General features: G+C 68.1%; 12 protein-coding genes. 7 read left to right on the top strand and 5 right to left on the bottom strand.

Annotated elements, in window-relative coordinates; genetic code table 11:
* The 6 genes from ABIB51_RS06880 to sufU all read left to right on the top strand — a co-directional run bounded on the left by ABIB51_RS06880 (position 1) and on the right by sufU (position 13,614).
* The gene (locus tag ABIB51_RS06880; protein WP_354186780.1) at positions 1–2,742 is read left to right on the top strand and encodes a response regulator transcription factor; all 2,742 of its coding nucleotides are present in this window, start codon (positions 1–3) and stop codon (positions 2,740–2,742) included.
* Complete coding sequence (locus ABIB51_RS06875; RefSeq protein ID WP_354186778.1) at positions 2,729–5,437, top strand: LuxR C-terminal-related transcriptional regulator; 2,709 nt, start codon at positions 2,729–2,731, stop codon at positions 5,435–5,437. The genes ABIB51_RS06880 and ABIB51_RS06875 overlap by 14 nt, the downstream gene beginning before the upstream one ends.
* Before the next feature lie 285 nt (positions 5,438–5,722).
* Entirely contained in the window at positions 5,723–8,461 is a 2,739-nt protein-coding gene (locus ABIB51_RS06870; protein WP_354186776.1) for a LuxR C-terminal-related transcriptional regulator, read from the top strand.
* A 59-nt stretch (positions 8,462–8,520) separates the two neighbouring features.
* Positions 8,521–11,199 carry a LuxR C-terminal-related transcriptional regulator gene (locus tag ABIB51_RS06865; protein ID WP_354186774.1) on the top strand — a complete coding sequence of 893 codons (2,679 nt, stop codon included), beginning with the start codon at positions 8,521–8,523 and terminating at the stop codon, positions 11,197–11,199.
* A 639-nt stretch (positions 11,200–11,838) separates the two neighbouring features.
* Positions 11,839–13,146: a SufS family cysteine desulfurase gene (locus ABIB51_RS06860; protein ID WP_354186772.1), complete on the top strand. Its 1,308-nt coding sequence runs from the start codon at positions 11,839–11,841 to the stop codon at positions 13,144–13,146.
* Between the two features lie 12 nt (positions 13,147–13,158).
* Complete coding sequence (gene sufU / locus ABIB51_RS06855) at positions 13,159–13,614, top strand: Fe-S cluster assembly sulfur transfer protein SufU (protein ID WP_354186770.1); 456 nt, start codon at positions 13,159–13,161, stop codon at positions 13,612–13,614.
* Between the two features lie 46 nt (positions 13,615–13,660).
* On the opposite strand, the gene ABIB51_RS06850 is transcribed toward sufU, so the two are convergent.
* The 5 genes from ABIB51_RS06850 to ABIB51_RS06830 all read right to left on the bottom strand — a co-directional run bounded on the left by ABIB51_RS06850 (position 13,661) and on the right by ABIB51_RS06830 (position 17,857).
* Positions 13,661–14,974: a UDP-glucose dehydrogenase family protein gene (locus ABIB51_RS06850; RefSeq protein WP_354186768.1), complete on the bottom strand. Its 1,314-nt coding sequence runs from the start codon at positions 14,972–14,974 to the stop codon at positions 13,661–13,663.
* 29 nt (positions 14,975–15,003) lie between these two features.
* Complete coding sequence (locus tag ABIB51_RS06845; RefSeq protein ID WP_354186766.1) at positions 15,004–15,450, bottom strand: VanZ family protein; 447 nt, start codon at positions 15,448–15,450, stop codon at positions 15,004–15,006.
* Between the two features lie 125 nt (positions 15,451–15,575).
* Entirely contained in the window at positions 15,576–15,797 is a 222-nt protein-coding gene (locus ABIB51_RS06840) for an SCO4848 family membrane protein (RefSeq protein WP_354186764.1), read from the bottom strand.
* Between the two features lie 4 nt (positions 15,798–15,801).
* Positions 15,802–16,299, bottom strand: a complete 498-nt coding sequence (locus tag ABIB51_RS06835) for a DUF2505 domain-containing protein (RefSeq protein ID WP_354186762.1) — start codon at positions 16,297–16,299, stop codon at positions 15,802–15,804.
* A gap of 46 nt (positions 16,300–16,345) precedes the next feature.
* Positions 16,346–17,857, bottom strand: a complete 1,512-nt coding sequence (locus ABIB51_RS06830; protein WP_354186760.1) for an SDR family oxidoreductase — start codon at positions 17,855–17,857, stop codon at positions 16,346–16,348.
* A gap of 271 nt (positions 17,858–18,128) precedes the next feature.
* Between ABIB51_RS06830 and mfd the strand changes: the two genes are divergently transcribed.
* The gene (gene mfd / locus ABIB51_RS06825) at positions 18,129–21,800 is read left to right on the top strand and encodes a transcription-repair coupling factor (RefSeq protein WP_354186758.1); all 3,672 of its coding nucleotides are present in this window, start codon (positions 18,129–18,131) and stop codon (positions 21,798–21,800) included.
* Position 21,801: the final 1 nt, after the last annotated feature.

Raw genomic sequence — 21,801 nt, 5'->3', positions numbered from 1 at the left:
ATGTCGAGGGATTCACTGGGCTGGGGAAATGTTTCCACTACATTGGCACCCGCCGAAGAACACACTGCCGGTCCGGTCAACAGGCACAGGTGGTCCGGTCTAGCGCGCTCCGCCGACGCCGACAGGGTTCGTGAGGCGCTGCTGGCTGACGGCCGGACAGGCGTTGTGGTCACCGGTGGACGGGGCGTCGGCAAGACTTTGGTGGGGCGGACCGCCTTGGCCGGATTCGGACCGGAGTTCTACACCCTGCAGCTGCGGAGCCCCGGAGCAGGGGCAGCCACCCCATACGGCTGCCTGGGGTTCACGCTGGCGCGCCTGCCGCAAAGCTCGCTCGGGTCCCCGACCGCCATCCTGCACGGCATCACGTCCTTGATCCGCGACGACGCCGCGGGGCGGCCGTGCGTGATCCTGCTGGACAATGCCGGCGCCCTGGACGAACTGAGCACCGGGGTGCTGCTCAACCTGCTCCAGACACAGACGGCCCGGCTCATCGCCACGGCGCAACGCAGCACCGACCTGCCTCCGGATTTCTACTGGCTCATCACGACCGGCCAGCTGGCCGAAGTCCGGCTCGCGAACTTCACCGGGGTCGAAACCCTGGACGTGCTGCAGACCGCGTTGGGCCACCGCGTCTCAAGCGCCCTCGCGAGCCAGATGCACCAGCTCGTCGGCGGAAGCCCCACCCTGCTGCAGGCCGTGGTCTCGGAACAGATCGAACGCGGGAACCTGGTGTTGTCCGGATCGGTCTGGACCCTGCTCGACGAAGTTGTCCTGGACGGCCGCACCGGGCTGGAGGACATCGTCCGGGCCCGATATGCCCGCGAATCACCCGTGGCACGGGAGGTCATTGAGGTGCTTTCCTGCGCCCGGGCCATGGCCCTGTCCCGGCTGGCAAGGATGTACGGTGCGGGTGTCATCGCGGACATGGAGGACGCGGGCCAGATCGTCGTCGACCGCACGGACCGGCACTTCGTCTCGCTTGGGGACCGCTACCTGGGCGACATCGTCCGCAACTGGCTCACAGTGGAGCGCCGCCTGGAGTTGCGGGACAAGGTCCCGGGGCACCGGCCGGAGGAGCTCGGCGAGCTGACCGTCGAAGACTTGCTCGCCTACGCGGCATGGACCCACGACTGCAATGCCCCGCTCGCCCCTGCCCACGCACTGGCGGCGGCCGAGGCCGCTGTCAGACTCTTTGATCCGAAGTTCGCACTCGAATGTGCCGGCAGCCTGGCCCCGGGTGACCCGGAATGGGCCGAGGGCCAGCTGCAGAAATCGGCGGCGTACCTGCAGCTGGGGCTGCCGCAGCAGGCCATGTCGGCGCTGGATGACATTTCGGAGACGCAGGTCAACGCCCTGGGCCCGGCGGTGTTTGCCGAGCTCGTTGCAGCCAAGGCCGATTGCATGGCATGGCTGGACGACCGGTCCGGCAAGGTCCCCGAGATGATCCGGCAGGCCCGGCTCCGGCTGCACGAGCCCGCCGTGAATGCCCCCGCCCACGCCCCGGAGGAGCTCACCCGGGCGGCACTGTGCCTGGACCTCTGCGAGTTCAACTTCCTCTCTTTCATCGGTGATTTCGAGCCCATGATGGACCGGCTCGCCGCGGCGGCCACGGCCGAGGGACACGACATCGACCCGGTGCACAAGCTCCGCTGCGCCATCATCCTGATGGAGGCTCTGTGCCTGACGGGCAAGGAGCTCGACGCCCGGACACTGATGCGCGAAATTGGCGGACAGCTGGGTGAATGGTCCAATATTCCCCGGATCCGCGAGAATTACGCCTGGCGATCGTTCAACGTACTGCTGCTGTCCGGGTACTGGCGCCAGGGCATCGACATGCTGAAGGATGCCAGCGGACGGGCCGGTCACGGTCTGCATTCCGGGAGCGCCGCCACAGACCTCGCCGTCGGGCTCGCCTACGTCTATGCCGGCCGCGGCTACATGGCGCTGGATCCGCTGCTTGCCGCGATCGCGCAGCTTGAGGTGAGGTCGAGCCTGCACTCCCTCCGGCAGGCCTACGCCGCCACTGCTTTCGCCTACGCCCAGACCGGCAATTCCGTGCAGGCGAGCATCTACCTCGACCGGGCGCGGTCCGCGGAGGGCCCGGCCCGGTTCACGATCCGGAGCTCCGTCGAGTTCTGCATGGACATGGCCTCGCGCTGGCTGGGGGACCCGGAAGCGAGGGAGCGGCTGGTGCACTCGGCTGAAGCCCATTTCCGTGCCGGCCGCTACACCCTGGCCGGAATCTGTATGTTCGGTGCCACCGTCAACGGCACCTCCAAGGATTTCCTTTTTATGCAGGACATCGCCGACAGGCGCCAGGGCCCGCTCGCGGAGTTGTCCCGGACCGTCGCCGTGGGCAGCCGGAAGAAGGATGCGGCGATCATGCTGGAAGCGGCCGAACTGTCCGCCAGCCTGGAACTGGACGCTGTCCAGGCCCGGTGCGCCGCGCTGGCCTTTGACTTCGCCCAGGCCGAAGGGCTGAGCGGGACCGCCAGCACAGCCCACACGATGCTGGACAAACTCTCGGAGTCCGTCCCCGCCCTGCCCATCACGCCCCGGAACAAGGGTCCGCTGTTGACCGACAGGGAACGGCAAATAGCGACCCTCGCCGGCAACGGCGTCTCAAACAAGGACATTGCGCTTGATATCGGTATTTCCGTGAGGACCGTGGAGGGCCACTTGTACCAGGTGTTCACCAAGCTTGGAGTTTCGTCGCGGAGTGATTTGCTTGGACTCATCTAGGGTACGTGCGGCCGCCGCCGGAGCCTCGGCCCCAGCCGTCCTGACCGGCCGGACCGAAGACCTGGCAGCAGCGGTGGCGGCCATCCGGGGCGGCACAAACGTCGCGGTGTTCCTGCTCGGGGACCGCGGGATCGGGAAATCCACCCTCATGGAGGCGGTGATCGCCGAGCTCGGACACGACGTAACACCGATCCGCATCCACGGCAGCCCCTCGCTGACGCACGTCCCGTACGGCGTGCTGGGCCCTTTCATCGTCGGCCTCCCGGTGCAGGAGGCGACCTCGCAACTGGCTGTCCTGAGGACGTTGTGGACCCATCTGGAGGAGGAACGGCGCGCAACCCAGAAGCCGTTGCTGCTGATTGTCGACGACGCCCACGACCTCGACGAGGCAACGGCAGGGATCCTGGTGGACCTCGCCGCCGCCGGCTGGTCGAAGCTGCTCGTCGGGGCGCTAGCACGGCCCGGCCTGCCCGAACCGCTGCTGCAGTTGTGGTTTGAAGGCATCGCCGAACGGCACGATCTGCGTCCCCTGACACAGCCGCAGACGACGGAAATGCTGGAGCACAAACTGGGCCCGCAAGTCCTTCCGAACGTCGCCGAGCTGCTCTGGGAAGCATCCGAAGGCAACCCGCTGTTGCTCAATTCCCTGATCGACGACGCGAAAAGCGACGGAACGCTCCTTCAGCGAAACGACGTCTGGCTGCTGACCCGGCCCCTGAACAGCCATGGGGACCGGCTGACCGACGTCGTCCGCAGGCAGCTGCTGAGGCGGTCGCAGGAGGAACGGCAGGCGCTGAATCTCGTGGCGCTCGCCGAGCCCGTGGCCAAGGAACTGATCGAGGCTGTGGTCGGTGAAGCCGCCGTGGCGGCATTGATGGAACACGAGCTGATCCGGGTGTCCGCCGGTACCGATGCCCTGCTGCGGTTACGCCACGCCGTATACGCTGACACGCTGCGCAACCTGATTTCGCCCGCGCGCAGTCTCCAGCTCCGGCAGAGCCTGCTGCGCCTCATGGACTCTGAGCCGGCGTCGGCCGAAGGGCTGCTGCGCCAGGTGAGCTGGTCCATGGAGTGCGGGGCGGAGCTGGAGGACCGGCAGCTGCTCCGGGCCGCCGTGCTGGCAAGCCGGCTCTACCAGGACGATCTGGCCCGCAAGGCCGCGTCCCTGGTCCGGGACCCCGAACTGCAGATAGCGGCCCGGTCGGTGGTGGCGCGGACGCACTACAACACGTCCGATTTCGCCATCGCACGGGACCTCCTTGAGGCTGACTTCGGCAAGGGGCACAGCCTCTCGAGCCTCCTGACCGGAACCCTGCTGTGGGCCGCCGTTCTGTCCGCCCAGGGCCTTTCGCCGGCCGACATCACGGAACGGGCGGACATGCTGCTGCGGTCCGGTGAGCGGCTGGCGCAGGAAAGACCGGCCGAAGCGGCGCGGATCCTTGCGGCCACCAGGGAGCGGTACGCGACGATCCGGAGCATGGTCCAGGCAATGGCCGGAGAGTTCCGCGGGGACACGAGTCCGGGTGCCGGTGCAGCCGCACCGGTGCCGCCGGCCAACCACCTGGACGAGGCCTTCAGGCTTTCCCTTGAATCCGAACGGCTCCTCGTCGATGGCAAGTCGGTGAGCGCCTTCGACGTGGCGTCCAAAGCCCTGAGGGCCGCCGGAGCCGGGCACGAGGAACTGCACTTCCTCACGGACTTCCTCGTCGTCCGGGCTGCCGCGGCCGTGGTTCATGGCGGCGACTGGCAGTCGGCCGAGACGCTGCTGGCGCGCTTTGCGGCGGGAACCGGGCCCAGCCTGATCTCGTTCGGTGGCGGTGTGCATGCGGCGCACGGCATTATCCTGCTGTACCAAGGCAAGGCGGCCCAGGCGCAGAACACCCTTAGCGGCGCACTGGAGTCGCTGCGGCTCGCGGATCCCCAGCAGCTGTTCGGCCTAACCGCGGCCATGGCATTCGCCGCCGCCGCGGAAGTCGGTGCCAAGGTGAAGGCCGAAATGTTCCTCACTGACTACGAGACCGTGCCTCCGGCGGTGTCCCGCTACCTGCGTACACTCGCGCGGATGGCCGTGGTGTACGGCAAGGCCCGGCTGGGAAACCATCCCGGGGCCATCGCGGAACTCCGGCTCCTGGGCCGGCCCGACCCCGAGCGGAACACTGACGGCCTGGAGCTCGACGCGCTCGCCTTTTGTCTCGCCCTGGGCGACCGGGACGCGGCCTCCCGGGTGCTGGAGCTCAGGCCGCGGCTGGAGGGCCGGAGGGCGGCGGCAATCTGCGACTATGCGGCCGCCGTGAGCACGGACCTGGCCGCAGATCATCTGTCGGCTGCCAAGAGCTGCGAAGACGCCGAACTGTGGGGCTTCGCAGCCCTGAGCTACGACGCTGCCGCCCACGTCTACCGGGCGGCCGGAGACTCACTGCGGGAGCGGATGGCGACGTCCCATCGAAAGCGGTGCCTGGACCGGGCAGACAACGCCCAGGACCAGGCCCCGGACGGCCCCGACGACAACCTCGGACTCCTGACCCGGCGGGAACGGGACATCGTTGCCTTGGCCGTCCGCGGGCTCAGCGACCGGAGGATCGCGTCCGAGCTGCAAGTATCCATCCGGACAGTCGAAGGACACCTGTACCGGAGCTACGCCAAGCTCAACGTCAAGGGACGGGACCAGCTCCCCGGCCTCGCCGGAGACCAGTAGCGCCAGGGTACGCTGTCCCGTCCAAGTACGCCCACCCTGCCGTGGGTAGCGCGCCTACTGGCCCGGTGACGCCGGCAAGCCCGCGCTACGTCGGCGGACACTCGGGCCGCCGCGCCGACTACTTGGTTGCGGCACCCCGGGTGCCCTAGCGATCTGAGTACAGCCACGTAGAACAGGGCCAAGTACCCGCCGCGTATTCGAGTACCACTTACGCATCCCCAATTGTCCCGCGCTCCATAGTTTGGAGATATCACTGGACAACCATTGATTGCGAAGGTCTCACTTATGTTTCAGCAAGACGTCGGGCTGCCCGCGGGCAGCGGCAAAACAGATGCGATTTCACCAGCCCAGCGCCTTGCCCAGGGGCGCTACGAGAAAACATATATCCGCAGCCAGATCGTTGCGGACGTCGTCGAGACGCTGACGGCGGGTTCCGGTTGCGGCGTCGTCTTAGTGGGGGAGCACGGGGCCGGAAAATCCTTCATCGCCCAGCGCGCGCTCGAACAGCTCGGCCCGGACTACGCAGTGATCCAGGTCCGGGGCAGCTCCATTTCGTCCAAACTTCCTTACGGGGCGCTCAGCGTTCTGCTCAACGACCTCGACGCGTCCCACCTCGAGCACCCGCTGATGGTGCTGCGTGGGCTCACCCAGGTACTCCACAACAAGGCCCAGGGCCGCAGGATCGTTCTCTTCGTGGACAACGCCCACGACCTTGACGAACTCTCCAGCATGATGGTGGCCCAGCTCAGCGCCGGGGAACACGTCACCCTCCTGGCGGCCTGCATCGACCTTCCCCGCGTGGGCGGGGACATCATGGGACTCTGGAAGGACGATCTTCTGCGGCGGATGGACCTTGAGCCGTTCGACTTCGCTGAAGTTGCGGCCTCCCTGAGCCACGAATACGGCGGCCAGTTTTCCCATGCCGCAGCCCGGGCCCTGTGGAGCGCCAGCGGAGGGAACGCACTCTTCCTCCATTCGCTCGCGAGGGAGCAGGTCAAACTCGGAACGGTCGGCCGCCAGGACGGCGTCTGGGTCCTGGGCAACGGACCCATCGCCCTGACCGGGGAGATCCGCGACGTGGTGAAGGCCCGCCTGAACCGTCTCACCTCGGGCCAGCGCGATGTCTTTGAACTGTTGGCCCTTGCCGGGGCCGTCCCCCTGCAGACGCTCATGAGCATCGCGAACCCGCAGGATATGGATGCCCTGCAGGAGCGCGCGCTGATTTACGTCAGCCATGACCACCCACCGATGGTCAGCGTGGCCAACCGGTTGTCGGCAGGCATCGTTGCCAGTGTGGTTCCCCCCGGGCGCAGCGCGGAGCTCCGCCGCCGGCTGACAGCGGTGCTCGAGGACTCAGAGCATCCGGACGCCGGCGGATCAGCCGGTGTCTCATGGGCCCTGGACTGCGGCGAGCACATCAGTCCGACGACGGCCCTGTTAGCCGCACGGATGGCGAACGACTCATCGGACCCTGCCGCGGCGTTGAGGTTCCTCCACGAGATCCAGGATTCCGAGGCAGCCTCCCGGGCCGCCGTCGAATCGGTGCATGCACACATCTCGGCGAACAATCACGACTCCGCCCGTCGTGTACTCACGGCACTGGATCACACTGCCGGCGACCGGATTCCGCTCGCCGACTGGACGTCGTTGCAGCTTCTCCGCGCCGAACTGGACCGGCGCAGCATCCCGACGACGGCCGACGCCCGGGCCAGGCTGCAGGAGATCAGCAGGCGGCTCTCCGCCGAACCCGACGCGGACCCTGCTGTCCTGGACTCGGCCTGGGCGCGGTTGCATCTCGCCGAGACCGAACTCGCAGTTTTCGAGGGCCGCTACCAGGATGTGCTGTCCATGACCGATAACGCGGACGGAAGCAACCTGGACACCGAAGCAGGGATCTTGACCGCGAGCCTGCGCTGCGAGGCCATGGCTGTCACCGGCAACGTCATTGGTTCCCTGGGTCTCGGCAGGCAGATTCTTTCCTCAGCAGTGACGGTACCGCTCGCGGACCGGGCCATGCGCGAGGTCAGGGGCCGCTTCCTGCTCCTGATGCTGCTCTCGGCCAAGTTCCGGGAGGCAGCCTCCTTCCTGGTGAGCGCCTCCGCCACCGATGACTCCCAGGAACGGCTGGGTGGGATGTTTGAGATCGGGCAGGGGGTCATCGACCTTCATGCGGGGCTGCTCGACGACGCGCTGCCCCGGCTCCAGGCCGGCATGGAGCAGCTCCTGGCCCACGACCCCGATGCCGTCGCAGGCCTGGCCGTGGCCGCCTACGCCTACGCCGCGGGCCTGCACGGTGACGAGGAGAAAGCCAGCCTGCAGCTCGCAGAGCTCGCCCAGCTGCAGCCGCATGCGTCCTGGCTGGTAGGCCGGATGACGCGGTACTTCGAGCTCTGTGCCCTGGCTGAACTCGGACAGCGGGCGACGGCCATCCGTGCGCTCGTGGCCGAGGCAGACCGTGACACGGAATCCTCGGCGCTGGCCCCGGGGCTGCTGTTCCTGTCCGCCGCGGCCAGGCTCGGCGACCGCCAGATGGCGCTGAGGCTCGGGACCCTGGCCGCCCGCGTCACCGGACATTTCGCGGGCCTGTGCTCGCGGCTTGCCGACGGCGTGAAGGCATCGGACAGCGACCAGCTGTTGGCCGCGTCGAAGGACTCCGACGCCGCCGGCAATGCCATTTTCGCGAGGGACGCCGCCCGCAAGTCAGTCAGCTGCGCCAACGACGCCGGAAACCGGATTGCCTTGCGGATCGGCCAGCGCACGCAGCAGTCGCTCGATGACAGGTTCGGCAGCCCGAAGAACGGACTGCACTCGCTCACGACCTCGACGCTGACGGCCAGGGAATGCGAAGTCGCCGTCAGGGCCGCTGCGGGAACCTCCAACCGCAAGATCGCGGAACAGATGCATGTTTCGGTCCGCACGGTTGAGGGCCACCTTTACCAGGTGTACTCAAAACTGCATGTGGCCAGCAGATCGGAACTCAACGATGTCATCTCCACTCCGGCGGAAAGCGCCCGGCTCGGCTGAACCCGCTCCGGCCGCGCTGGCGGCCGGGTCCGGGCCCTTTAGCGGGGGAGGTGGCCTGGTTGGAAAGCCTCGCTGAATTCCCACCGTTGATAGGGCAGTCCGGCCTGGTCAAGGATGTGGTGCGGTGCCTGCGCGACGACTCACTCTCCGGTGCCCTCATCATCGGGGCGGCAGGAACGGGCAAGACGGCGGTGTCCAGGGCCGTGGTCCGCGAACTGCGGCCCGCCGGAACTGTGATTCGGCTGACCGCCACGCGGGCGCTGGCCGCGGTGCCGTTCGGGGCCCTGGCGCCCTACCTGTCGGACCTGCCGGACCACGAACTGGATTCCCAGGCCGCCGTCCAGCAGGCCATGACCGGCCGGCTCAAAGCGGAGGCAAACCGGCCGCTCTTTGTCATTGACGACGCCCACTGCCTGGACCGGGGGACGACGCACCTCCTGGCGCTGGCCGTTGCCACGCGCGCCGCGGACCTGCTCGCCACCAGCCGGCCCGGGGCGTTTATCCCGGAGGAATTCCTGGCTCTCTGGGACGATGGGCTCCTTGCCAAGTTCGAGCTGTCACGGCTCAGCCGCCCGGGCGTCCACGAGCTTTGCGAACACGTGCTCCGGGCGGACGTCTCGCCCTGGGTGAGCGCGGTGTTCTCCCAGGTGGCGGACGGCAACCCGCTGATGCTCATGTCACTGATCGAGCACGCCCGGACCAGCGGGGCCCTCGTGCTTCGGAACGGTGTGTGGTTCCTCCGGGCCAATCCCGATCTGGCCGGGGTCCCGGCCGCCGACGTCATCGACCAGCAGCTGCGCTCCATGACTCCGGAAGAACGAATCGTCGCCACCATCGTGTCCCTGGCCGGGCCGCTCTCCCTCGGCCAGATCGTGAGGTTCAGCAGCCCGAAAGCCGTGGATGCCCTGGAAGCGGCAGGAATCATCACGGTCTCACCTGGACATGACCGTACAGTCCGGCCTGCCAGTATGCTGCTGGGCGAGATCATCCGCCGCCGGGCGCCGGCCGGGCAGAGCGCAGCCCTGCGCGAGCGCCTCCTCGCATTGCCCTCGGCCGGGCCAGTACTGCCCGAGACATTCCAGAACCAGCTCCGCTGGTCGCTGGACTGCGGAGCGCATGTCCCGCCGGAGCAGCTGATCCAGGCGGCTGAGGCGCGCAACACGGATCTGGACCCGACCGCCGCCGTCCAGGCCGCCCGCGCCGTCAGCGATGGGCAGTTCCTACCGGAAGCCAGGATCCAGCTGGCCTACGCGCATTACATCCTGGGCCGGCCGGACGACGCCGAGTCCTTTCTTCGGGCGGCGCATCCCCTGCCCTACGGGCGTACCTGGTACCTCGCGGCCCGACTTGCCCCCATGCTCCCCGGAGGGTTGGTGCTGGCGCCGCCGGCAGCGGAAACAGCCCCTGCTTCCGCCACCGGTCCGGGCGTGACCTTGAACGGGTCGCTGTGGGCGCAGTCGCCCGCGGCGGCGCTGGCGGCCGACATCATGCACCGCAACTGGGACGGGGCGTCGTCGGACCTTGAAGCCGGTCTGCAGGAACTGATCGACGCGGCGGCGCGGAACCCCGAAATCCATCTGCCGGCTGTATCCCTCCTCGGCGAGCTGAAGACCGCGCAGGGACTTCTCCTGGCGGGACTGCGGCTGGACCGCGAAGCCTGGGCAGGCATCCGCGGCACGGGCCAGGCGCTGCCACTTGCCCAGGAACAACTGCTGGCACGGCACTGCCTGAGCCTTATCAGGGCAGGGGAATGGGGAGAGCTCGCCGGGGCGCTCGATGACTACGCCGCGGCCTGCCCCGCCCGCCTCCTTTACAGCGGGGGGATGCTGCATGCGATGCGCGGGTTCTCCTTGCTGCGCCAGGGACGGATTCCGGAAAGCCTGGCGGAGCTGTTCCTGGGCGTGGAAGAACTGATCATCGCCGATCCCCTGGAAATGCTGCCCTTCGCACACGCCGTCACCGGGTATGCTGCCGCCCTGGCCGGGCACCCGGGGGAGGCGCAGGAACAGGCCCGGCAGTTCCGCTCCACCGCCTATCGCGGACTGCCGAGCCTGCAGCTGCTCTCCGAGGCCTATTGCCTTGCCGTGGAACGCCTCACCGGCCGGGTCGGGGGCTGGCGCGGCCTGGGAGAATTGGCCGACCTGGCGCAGCATCAGGGGCTCAGAGGAGTTGAAACAGACATCAGAAGGCTTGTCCTCCGCGGCGGCGACACCGGCAGCGCCCCCGCCTTGGTTTCCAGCAGCGGCGCGGTGGAGGGGGCGGAAGCGCGGCTCCTGGAGGCTTTCGCGCTCGCAGTGTCCGGCTCCGACGCGGCCGGACTGATCGCGATCAGCGACGAAGCGACCGCTGCGGGGCAAGGACTGCTGGCCTTTGACGCGGCCCAACAGGCGGCGGCCTGCCTGGAAAACAGCCCGGATCGGTGGAAGCTCACCGCTGTCCAACGCAGACTGCACCACCTGATGGTCGATGCCGGCATGTCCGAATACATGGACGTTGTCCACAGCGAGGGTGGCCCCGGGCTGACGGCGCGCGAGACGGAGATCCTGGAGCACGTGGCGGGCGGCTCCTCCAATGCCGACATAGCGGCTGCCCTCTCCCTGTCGCCCCGGACCGTCGAGGGACACCTCAGCCGGATCTTCGCCAAACTTGGCATCAGCCGGCGGGCGGAGCTCCTCGATGTGAACCGGAAGATCCAGCACTCCTTAGCGGTGCGCGAGGATTTCCCCGAGCTGCGGTGACAGTGGCCCTGCGTACTTCGCGGGTGGCCGGCGGGCCCGGCGGGAGTACCACCAAGTAGTGCGGCCGGGATTAGGAAAGAGAAGTCGGGTAAACGCTACTCGTGCACAGGTATGGCCCAGGGGTATTCAATTAAGACAGTTCCCGACGAGGGGTCTCATATAAGAAAATCCAGGGCGGTCGCCGTACGCGGGCCAGAACAGCCGGAAAGGGTGGCCACAAGCCGACCCTTGATTGCTGAAGAAGCTACTGCCACCATTAAAAGTGGTCGCGCGAACACTTCCCATCTTCCAACTCCTTCATTGGAATCGCACGGTGTCCCGACCGGCAGCCGTGCGCCAAGGTCGGAGCCGGCGGCGTCAGAGCCTTCTGAGACCGAGGCTCTCCCCCCAGCCGCCGCCGGCTCCCTATAAAAGGTCCAGAGATAGCAGTCCAGGTCAGCGGGGTACCCCGAGTGGCGAAGAGGCCTCAATTGAGCTGCTGATCAGCGACGGGGAGTGGGCCCCGTCCCGGTGCCGCCCAAGGCAACCGTCGAAGCATGGGATAATTAGGATTAATCTGCGTGACGTAATAGTGCTTGTCTCCTCGAGGGCCTTCGGGCACGGTGCGCCGCAGCGATCGCCGATCCAGGAGTATCCCCCATGGTTGCCACACCAGCCCACCTCCTCCGCTCAGCCATGGCGCTGGGCAACGATGAGGTCTTGAGGATCCGCAATGACTTCCCGATCCTGAGCCAGTCCGTCAACGGCAGCCCCCTGGTGTATCTGGACTCCGGTGCCACCTCGCAGAACCCGCTCAGCGTGCTTGAAGCCGAGCAGGAATTCTATGAGCAACGGAACTCGGCAGTCCACCGCGGTGCCCACCACCTCGCGGTGGAGGCCACCGAGTCCTTCGAGGACGCTAGGGAGACCGTCGCGGCCTTCATCGGAGCCGAACCGGACGAACTGATCTGGACCTCCAACGCCACGGAGGGCCTGAACCTGCTCAGCTACTCCTTCCTGAACGCCTCGCTGCCCGGGGCTGCCCCCGAAGCCGCCCGCTTCGCCTTGGCCGCCGGCGACGAGATCGTGGTCACGGAGATGGAACACCACGCCAACCTCATCCCCTGGCAGCAGCTGGCGGAACGGACCGGAGCGACCCTCCGCTTCATCCCCGTCGATGACGCCGGAGCCCTGGACCTCGGCGCCGCCGCACGCATCATCGGCAGCCGGACGCGCGTCCTCGCCTTCACCCATGCCTCGAATGTCCTTGGCACCATCAACCCGGTGCCCGCGCTCGTCGCCCTGGCCCGGGCCGCCGGGGCCCTTGTCGTGCTGGACGCCTGCCAGTCCGCGCCGCACCTGCCCTTCGACGTCAAAGCACTCGACGTGGACTTCGCCGTCTTCTCCGGACACAAGATGCTGGCACCGACCGGAATCGGCGGGCTGTACGGCCGGTCTGAGCTGCTCAACGCGATGCCGCCATTCCTGACCGGCGGCTCCATGATCACCACCGTCACGATGGAACGGGCCGGCTTCCTGCCCAGCCCGCAGCGTTTTGAAGCCGGTACCCAAAAGATCTCGCAGGCCGTGGCCCTCGCCGCCGCCGCGAACTACCTGAGCGAGACAGGCATGGCCCGGATCCACGCCTGGGAGGCCCAGCTGGGCCAGCGCCTCGTGGCGGGCCTTGAGTCCATCCCGGGAATCCGGGTGTTGGGCCCGACGGCCGGCCAGGAGCGGATCGGGCTGGCGGCGTTCGACGTCGCCGGCGTCCACGCCCACGACGTCGGGCAGTTCCTGGACAGCCGGGGCATTGCCGTGCGGGTGGGGCACCACTGTGCCCAGCCGCTGCACCGCCGTCTTGGACTGACGGCCACTACCCGGGCCAGCACCTACCTTTACAACACCACGGATGACGTGGACACGTTTCTCGACGCCGTCGCCGGCGTCCGGGGATACTTCCAAGCCTGAGGACGGCAGTACATGAGTCTTGACCAGCTTTACCAGCAGATCATCCTTGAGCACTCCAAGGCCCGGCATGGCAGCGGGCTGAACGGAACGGCCGTTCCCGACGGCGCAAGCAGCGGCCAGTCCCATCAGCTGAACCCGGTGTGCGGTGACGAAATCACCCTCCGGGTGGCCGTCGCGGACGGGAAGGTCAGGGAAGTGCGCTGGGACGGGGACGGCTGCTCGATTTCGATGGCGTCGGCGTCCGTGCTGACGGACCTGGCCGAGGGCCTGGACCCGGAGGAGCTGCGCGCCGTGATCGGCAGCTTCCGCGAGGTGCTGCGCTCCCGCGGCAAGGTGGCGGCCGACCCGGAGATCCTGGGCGACGCCGCGGCCTTTGAGGGCGTGGCCCGGTACGCCGCCCGGGTCAAGTGCGCCATGCTCTCCTGGGTCGCCGCGGAAGACGCGCTCGGGCAGGCCCTTTCCCATTAGGCGCCGGTCCTCCGCCGCGCAGGAGCGCGGCCCTACCCGGCCGGGCTCAGGGCCGGCCGAGTCCCTTGTAGATCCAGCCTGCCGCGCGCCACTTGGACGGGTCCAGGACGTTCCGGCCGTCGAGGATGCGCGGAGACGAGACGAGCGACCGGGTGGTGTACGGGTCAAGCTCGCGGTACAGCTTCCATTCGGTCAGCAGCAGCACCGCGTCGGCCCTGCGCAGGGTGGTTTCCAGGTCCGGTTCCAGCGGCAGTTCCGGGAAGCGTTTGGCGGCATTGACGAGGGCCTGGGGATCGGTAACCGTCACTACGGCGCCCTGCAGTTGGAGCTGCGCCGCGACGCTGAGGGCCGGTGAGTCCCGGACGTCGTCGCTTTCGGGTTTGAAGGCGGCGCCGAGCACGGCGATCCGCTGGCCCATGAGCGAGCCTCCGCAGAGTTCCCTGGTGAGTTCGACGACGCGGGTCCGGCGGCGCATGTTGATCGCGTCCACCTCGCGCAGGAAGGTCAAGGCCTGGTCCGCGCCCAGTTCGCCGGCCCGGGCCATAAAGGCCCTGATGTCCTTGGGCAGGCAGCCACCGCCGAAGCCGATGCCGGCGTCGAGAAATTTCCGGCCGATCCGTTCGTCCAGGCCGATCGCGTCGGCCAGCCGGGTGACGTCGGCGCCGGTGGCTTCGCAGACCTCGGCCATGGCATTGATGAACGAGATCTTGGTGGCGAGGAACGAGTTGGCGGCCGTCTTGACGAGCTCCGCTGTGGCGTAGTCGGTGATCAGCCGCGGTGTGCCTTTGGCGAGCGGCACCTGGTAGACCTGGTCCAGGACAGCCACCGCGGGGTGGTCCTCGTTGCCTTCCGGGACGCCGTACACCAGGCGGTCCGGGTTCAGCGTGTCGGTCACCGCATGGCCTTCGCGGAGGAATTCCGGATTCCACACCAGAGTGGCGCCCGGTTCGGCTTCGGCGATGATGTCGGCAAGCCTCGCCGCGGTCCCGACCGGAACGGTGGATTTGCCGGCAATGATGTCGCCGGGGGACACCTGGCCGGCCAGGGCCTCCACCGCCACATCGACGTAGCGTAAGTCCGCGGCGTTTTCGCCGCGCTTTTGCGGAGTGCCCACGCAGATGAAATGGACTTCGGATCCGCGGGCCGCCGACAGTTCGGTGGTGAACCTCAAGCGGCCCGATTCCTCGAGCTCGGACAAGAGCTCGTCCAGAACGGGTTCGTAAAATGGCGCGTGCCCGCCGGAGAGCTGGGCCACTTTGGTTTCGTCAAGATCGACGCCAACCACGTCGTGACCAAGCTTCGCCATACAAGCGGCATGGACGGCGCCAAGATACCCGCAGCCGATTACCGAGATCCGCATTCCGAGGTCCTCACACAAAAGTGGTGTGATCATAGATTACGTGCTGGGGGCGGGTTTGGCACGGGCCTACGCAAAGTCATGACCAAGAGCGCGAGCAGGCCGCCGAGGGTGGCTCCGCAGGTATTGGCAACGACGTCGGCCAACGCGGGGTAGCGCTCGGGCAGGAAGGCGAATTGGGCGACTTCGATCAGGCCGGACAGCAGCAGGCCGGCGGCCCCGCCTGCCCACCAGTAGCGCCTGCCCAGGATCCAGACGACCAGTGCGCCCAGCGGTACGAACAGGACGACGTTCGCAGCGGACTCCACGACGGCGTAGTTTATCCAGGCCGGCATGCCCGCCTCGTGCAACTTTTTGAGCGCCTTCATCAGCATCCCGGCACCCGTCCGGTCCACCGGTGTGGGCCACAAGGCGATGGCGCCCAGGATGATCGCATAGGCGATGAATTCCCATTTGGCTACACGGCGGCGGGATCGCAACGGGCGGCGCCTTTCGGTAGTTCACCGGCATTTTCCCCGAGTCTAGTGCCCGCGCGCTGCGCGCACTGCTGTGGGGGAGCGGCGCGGCCGCGGCGGTCCGGCAAGCCGGGCCGCCGAGGCTCCCGTCAGGCGAGCAAACCGGCGATCCCGATGGCCGCCGTCGCCGCCCCCAGCACCATGGAGATGCTGACGAGGACTATGTGTACGGTCAGGAAGCGGGTCGGCTTGCCGCCGGCATCGCGGGCGCGGGGGTCCTTCATCACGCGGCGCAGGAATTGCGGCCAGACGGCGAGGGACCAGACGCCGGCGACGATCAGGACGACGGCAAGGATTGCGGGAAGGTCCACGCTGCTAGTGGCTCTCGAGCCAGGCCTGGGCCTGCTGCGACTGGATGTTGAGGGCCTTGCCGACCATGGGCTCGGCCGCTTCGGCAATCTTGCCGCCCAGGAACGGCACCGACGAGGTGACGGTGCCTTCGAGTTCGACCCGGGTGCTGCCGTCCACGGACACGAGGCGCTGAACCGCGTTGACGTCCAGCGGTGCGCCGGCGACCTTCATGGAAATGCTGCTCTGCCGCGATCCGTCAGCCGCAGGTGCCGCCCAGGTCTCAACCTGGGTCACCTTGAGGCTTTCGCCGACGAATTTCCGGGCGATGTCCGGCATCCGGGTGGTGGGGATGGTCCGGACGGTGGTGGTGACAAACGCGCCGGCCGTGTCGCCGTCGACGGCAAAGGATTCCAGCGTGCCGCCGACGTATTCGCTCGTGTGGCGCAGGAATTCCTCGTTCACGAAAACGGCGGTAACGCGGTCAACACTGTGGGGCAAGGTGGTGGATGCACTCAGGGGCATGGGGTCTCCAATGCTGTTGTACTGGACGCTTCGGGCTCCCAATATCCTACGGGGTGCGCCCGCCAGGCTCCGATTCGAGGTGCTCCAGATTCCGGGCGGCGGCCGTGATATTCCGTGACATGGCGGGGAAGATCAGGCTGTGGAACGGCAGCACCGCGAGCCAGTACAGGCGGCCGCTGAGGCCCTTGGGGAAGAAGATAGCGCGCTGCCGGTAACGGCTCCCGGTGCCCTCGGGCTCCACCGAGAGCTCGAGCCAGGCCCGGCCTGGCGCCCGCATCTCGGCACGCAGCCGGAGCAGCCGGCCGCGGTCAATGCGCTCAGCCCGCCACCAGTCCACCACTTCGCCTTCGGCGAGCAGGTGCGGGTGCCGACGGCCCCGCAACAGGCCCGCCCCACCGGTGAGTTTGTCCAGCCAGCCGCGGACCCGCCAGGCCAGGGGCAGGGAGTACCAGCCGTTGCGCCCGCCGATGCCTTCGAGGATCGTCCAGACATGCTTCGGGTCCACCCCGCTGGTGTAGGTGCGCTCGTCGACGTATACACGGTGCCCGGCCCAGTCGGGGTCCGACGGGAGCGGATCGGCGTCGGCGCCCGCGCTGGCCCACGTCGTTTCCACCTGGCCGTCGCGCTCCTTGCCGAGGGCGAGGGCCACGGCCCGGCGGTACGCGGTCAGGCCACCCTCCGGGAGCGGGATGAGGGCATCAATGTCGTGTTCGCGGGACACGGCGTCGTGCTGGAGGGATTCCACCAGCGGCAGGGACATGGACAGCGGAATCGGGGTCACCAGCGCCACCCACAGCCCGGCCAGCTTGGGCGCCGGCACGGGCAGGGCCAGAACCCAGCGGCGGGGGAGTCCGGCCTCGGCGGCGTACTCCTGCATCATGCCGGCATAGCTCAGCACCTGGCGCGAACCGATGTCGAAGGTGCGGTCGACCGGTCCCTCCAGCGACGCCGCGCCCGCCAGGTAGTGGAGGACATCGCGGACGGCGATCGCCTCGATCTTGTTCCGCACCCAGCTGGGGGCGGGCATCACCGGTAGCGTTTCGGACAGGTGGCGGATCATCTCGAACGACGCCGAACCCGAGCCGATCACGACGCCCGCCTGGAACACGATGGCGTCCACCGGGCAGTCGAGGAAGACTTTGCCCACCGCTTCCCGGGAGCGCATGTGCGTGGACAGGTCGGCGTTGACCGGGTGCAGGCCGCCGAGGAAGACGATCCGTCCGACGCCGGCACCGGCAGCCGCGGTGGCAGCCGTTTCGGCCATCGCCTTTTCCTTGGATTCGAAGCCCGCCCCGGTCGCCATGGAATGGACGAGGTAATAGAGGACGTCGACTCCCGCCAGGGCCTCCCGTAGCGCCGCGTCGTCGTCGAGGCTGCTCTGGATGACTTCGACGTGCTCGAGCCACGGCACACCGGAGATCTTGGCCGGCGTCCGGACCAGGACCTTCACCGTGTGCCCGGCCTCCAGCAGCCGGGGCACCAGCCGGCCGCCGATGTAGCCGGTGGCGCCGGTGACCAGCACGGTTTTCGGGTTCGGGGCCTGGGGCTTGGCGTTCATGGGAGGCTCCTTGTCGTTGCGCATATAAGGCATTCGGAGTGCGGGCAGCGCCGGACGGCTGCAGTCGACTGCCGGTCCGGCGGCGGTCCTCCCAGCCTAGCCCCCACCGCCGTGCGCGGCAGGGCCGGAGCGGCAGGCCCGCGCCGGCAGCGCCCGCCGTCCCGTGCGGTCCGGCCCCGGCTGCGCGGTAGGCTTGGAAGACCCGGGATTCTCACGAATTTCGGCTATTTGTGTTGCCTGCATTCCCGTGATCCCATCAGGAGCAACAGCTATGAGCCTCAACGGCCCCTCTCTCACCGGTCTGCGCCGTGTCCTCGCCGAAGACCGGAATTATGCCCGGGTCCAGGCCGAGGCCGCCCGCGGGTTCGCCGCCCGCAGCGAGGACTACCAGATCAGCGCACCGGCCGGAATGCGGTCCACGCTGCTCGCGGAAATGGCAGACGGACTCGCGACGCTAGCGAAGAACGAAATCGGCGCCGCCGGAACAGGCCGTCCGGCGCCGGTCGTCCTGGCCGTCACCGCGACCGGCCGCGAGGCCGAGGACCTGACCGAAGCCCTGCGCGCCTTCCTGCCGGCCGACGCAGTGGCCGAGTTCCCCAGCTGGGAGACACTGCCGCATGAACGGCTCTCGCCGCGCTCGGACACCGTCGGCCGGCGGCTGTCCGTGCTGCGGCGGCTCGCGCACCCCGAAACGTCCGCCGCCGGTGCGCTGCGCGTCGTGGTGGCCCCGGTGCGCGCCGTCGTGCAGCCGATCGTCGCCGGACTGGGCGAGCTGGTGCCCGTGACCCTGAAGGTCGGCCAGGACGCACCCTTCAGCGGTGTCGTCAAGAGCCTCGCGGACGCCGCCTATGCCCGGGTGGACATGGTGACCCGGCGCGGCGAGTTCGCCGTCCGCGGCGGCATGCTGGACGTCTTCCCGCCCACCGAGGACCACCCCATCCGGGTCGAGTTCTTTGGCGACGAAGTGGACCAGATGCGCTGGTTCGCCGTCGCCGACCAGCGCTCGCTGACCGCGCCCGGCCTGCATCACCCCACCGAACTCCACGCCCCGCCGTGCCGCGAAATCCTGATCACCCCCTCCGTCATGTCCCGCGCGGCGACCCTGAAGACCCAGCTCCCGGCCGCCGCGGACATGCTGGAGAAGATCGCCGGCGGCATCGCCGTCGAAGGCATGGAATCGCTGGCCCCCGTCCTGGTGGACGCCATGGTTCCGTTCCTGGACCAGCTCCCGGCCGGTTCCATCTCGGTGGTGATCGAGCCCGAGAAGGTCCGCACCCGGGCCCACGACCTCGCCGCCACCAACGAGGAATTCCTCGAAGCCGCCTGGTCCATAGCCTCCGACGGCGGCACAGTGCCTCTGGCATTGCATACTGTCCTGAGTTCCGCGGCGTCCGAAGCCCTGCATTCGGCCAGCTTCCGTTCGCTGACCGAAACCCGCACCGCCGCCCTCGAGCACGGCGTCTCCTGGTGGTCCATCACCTCGCTGGCCACCGACGAAGAGCTGCTGCCCGACGTCGACGTGCTCAACCTGCACGCCCGGGAACCCCGCGGCTACCAGGGCGACGTGGCGGAAATGATGGACTTCATCGGCTCCCGCGTCCGGGACCAGTGGCGGATCGTTGTGGTCACCGAGGGCCCCGGCCCGGCGCAGCGCCTCGCAGAGCTTTTCCACGACAACGACATCCCCTGCGCACGGGTGGACACCCTCGATGCGGACCCGCAGGCCGGGCTGATCGAGGTGACCACCGCCGCCGTCGGCCGCGGTTTTGTCCTGGATCCGCTCAAGCTGGCGCTGCTGACCGAGGCGGACCTGCTGGGCCGCACCTCCGCCGGTTCCACCAAGGACATGCGCCGGATGCCGTCCAAGCGGCGGAACGCCGTCGATCCGCTCCAGCTTGTGGCCGGCGATTCCGTGGTGCATGAACAGCACGGCATCGGCCGGTTCGTGGAGCTCATCCAGCGCCGGGTGGCCGGGGGCGGCGACGGCGTGCGCGAATACCTGGTCCTGGAATATGCCCCGTCCAAGCGCGGCGCCCCGGGCGACCGGCTCTTTGTGCCCACCGACCAGCTGGACCAGGTCACCCGGTACGTCGGCGGCGATACTCCGGCGCTGAGCAAGATGGGCGGCGCGGACTGGGCGAGCACCAAGTCCAAGGCCCGCAAAGCGGTCAAGGAGATCGCCGGCGAGCTGATCCGGCTGTACTCGGCCCGGATGGCCTCCCGGGGCTACGCCTTCGGCCCCGATACCCCGTGGCAGCGGGAACTTGAGGAAGCCTTCCCCTACGTCGAGACCCCGGACCAGCTGACCACCATCAACGAGGTCAAGGCGGACATGGAGCGGGAGATCCCGATGGACCGGCTGATCTCCGGCGACGTCGGCTACGGTAAGACCGAGATCGCGGTCCGGGCCGCGTTCAAGGCCGTCCAGGACGGCAAGCAGGTGGCCGTGCTGGTGCCCACGACGCTGCTCGCCCAGCAGCACTACGAGACGTTCACCGAGCGGTTCTCCGGCTTCCCGCTCGTCGTCAAGCCGCTGTCCCGCTTCCAGAGCGGCAAGGAGGCCAAGGAAACCTCCGACGGCGTCAAGGCCGGTTCCGTGGACGTTGTGATCGGCACGCACCGGTTGCTGTCCAAGGACTTCGGTTTCAAGGACCTCGGCCTGGTGATCGTGGACGAGGAGCAGCGCTTCGGCGTCGAACACAAGGAGGCGCTCAAGAAGATGCGCACCAACGTGGACGTCCTGGCCATGAGCGCCACCCCGATTCCGCGCACCCTGGAAATGTCCCTGACCGGCATCCGCGAGACCTCCACCCTGGCCACCCCGCCGGAGGAACGCCACCCCGTGCTGACCTACGTGGGCCCGTACACGGACAAGCAGACCTCCGCCGCGATCCGCCGCGAGCTGATGCGCGAAGGCCAGGTGTTCTTCGTCCACAACCGGGTGTCCACGATCGACCGCACCGCGGCTAAGATCCGCGAACTGGTCCCGGAAGCCCGGGTGGAGGTGGCGCACGGGCAGATGTCCGAGAGCCGGCTGGAACAGATCATCGTGGATTTCTGGGAAAAACGCTTCGACGTCCTCGTCTGCACCACCATCATCGAGACCGGCCTGGACATCTCCAACGCCAACACCCTGATCGTGGACGGCGCGGACAAGTACGGATTGTCCCAGCTGCACCAGCTGCGCGGACGGGTGGGCCGCGGCCGGGAACGCGCCTACGCCTACTTCCTCTACCCCTCGGAGGAACCGCTCGGCGAGGTGGCGCTGGAACGGCTTAAGGCCGTCGCGACGCACAACGAACTCGGCGCCGGCATGCAGCTGGCCATGAAGGACCTCGAAATCCGCGGTGCAGGCAACCTGCTCGGCGGCGAGCAGTCCGGCCACATCCAGGGCGTCGGCTTCGACCTCTACATCCGGCTGGTGGGCGAGGCCGTGGCCGAATACCGGGGCGAGGCCGAGGAGAAGGCCGCCGAAATGAAGATCGAGCTGCCGGTCAACGCGCACCTGCCGCACGATTACGTGCCGGGCGAACGGTTGCGCCTGGAGGCCTACCGCAAACTCGCCGGCGCCATCACCTATGAGGCGATCGACGAGGTCCTCGCCGAGCTGGTGGACCGCTACGGCGAACTGCCGCTGCCCGCGACCAACCTGATCGACGTCGCCCGGTTCCGGGTGGGCGCCCGCGAGGCCGGGTTGTCCGACGTCGCGTTGCAGGGCAACTTCATCAAGTTCTCCCCGGCGCAGCTGCCCGAGTCCAAGCTCATGCGCCTCACCCGGATGTACCCCGGCGCGCAGGCCAAGCCGGCTCTCGACGCGGTGCTCATTCCGAAACCGAAAACCGCCCGGATCGGCGGCCGGGACCTGCAGGACGCCGAGATCCTCGAGTGGGCCAACGGCGTCATCCGCAACATCTTCTCCGACGCACCGCTAGCGGTGAAGTAAA

It is taken from the genome of Arthrobacter sp. UYCu712, from assembly GCF_040547005.1.
Taxonomy (GTDB): domain Bacteria; phylum Actinomycetota; class Actinomycetes; order Actinomycetales; family Micrococcaceae; genus Arthrobacter.
Note: the sequence above shows the minus strand (reverse complement) of the source record. Positions and strands in the feature narration are given on the sequence as shown.

What these genes read in the sequence shown, in the direction of transcription:
- ABIB51_RS06880 (WP_354186780.1), top strand. Translation starts at nt 1, where the DNA reads ATGTCGAGGGATTCACTGGGCTGGGGAAATGTTTCCACTACATTGGCA.
- ABIB51_RS06870 (WP_354186776.1), top strand. Translation starts at nt 5,723, where the DNA reads ATGTTTCAGCAAGACGTCGGGCTGCCCGCGGGCAGCGGCAAAACAGAT.
- ABIB51_RS06860 (WP_354186772.1), top strand. Translation starts at nt 11,839, where the DNA reads ATGGTTGCCACACCAGCCCACCTCCTCCGCTCAGCCATGGCGCTGGGC.
- sufU (WP_354186770.1), top strand. Translation starts at nt 13,159, where the DNA reads ATGAGTCTTGACCAGCTTTACCAGCAGATCATCCTTGAGCACTCCAAG.
- ABIB51_RS06850 (WP_354186768.1), bottom strand. Translation starts at nt 14,974, where the DNA reads ATGCGGATCTCGGTAATCGGCTGCGGGTATCTTGGCGCCGTCCATGCC.
- ABIB51_RS06835 (WP_354186762.1), bottom strand. Translation starts at nt 16,299, where the DNA reads ATGCCCCTGAGTGCATCCACCACCTTGCCCCACAGTGTTGACCGCGTT.
- ABIB51_RS06830 (WP_354186760.1), bottom strand. Translation starts at nt 17,857, where the DNA reads ATGAACGCCAAGCCCCAGGCCCCGAACCCGAAAACCGTGCTGGTCACC.
- mfd (WP_354186758.1), top strand. Translation starts at nt 18,129, where the DNA reads ATGAGCCTCAACGGCCCCTCTCTCACCGGTCTGCGCCGTGTCCTCGCC.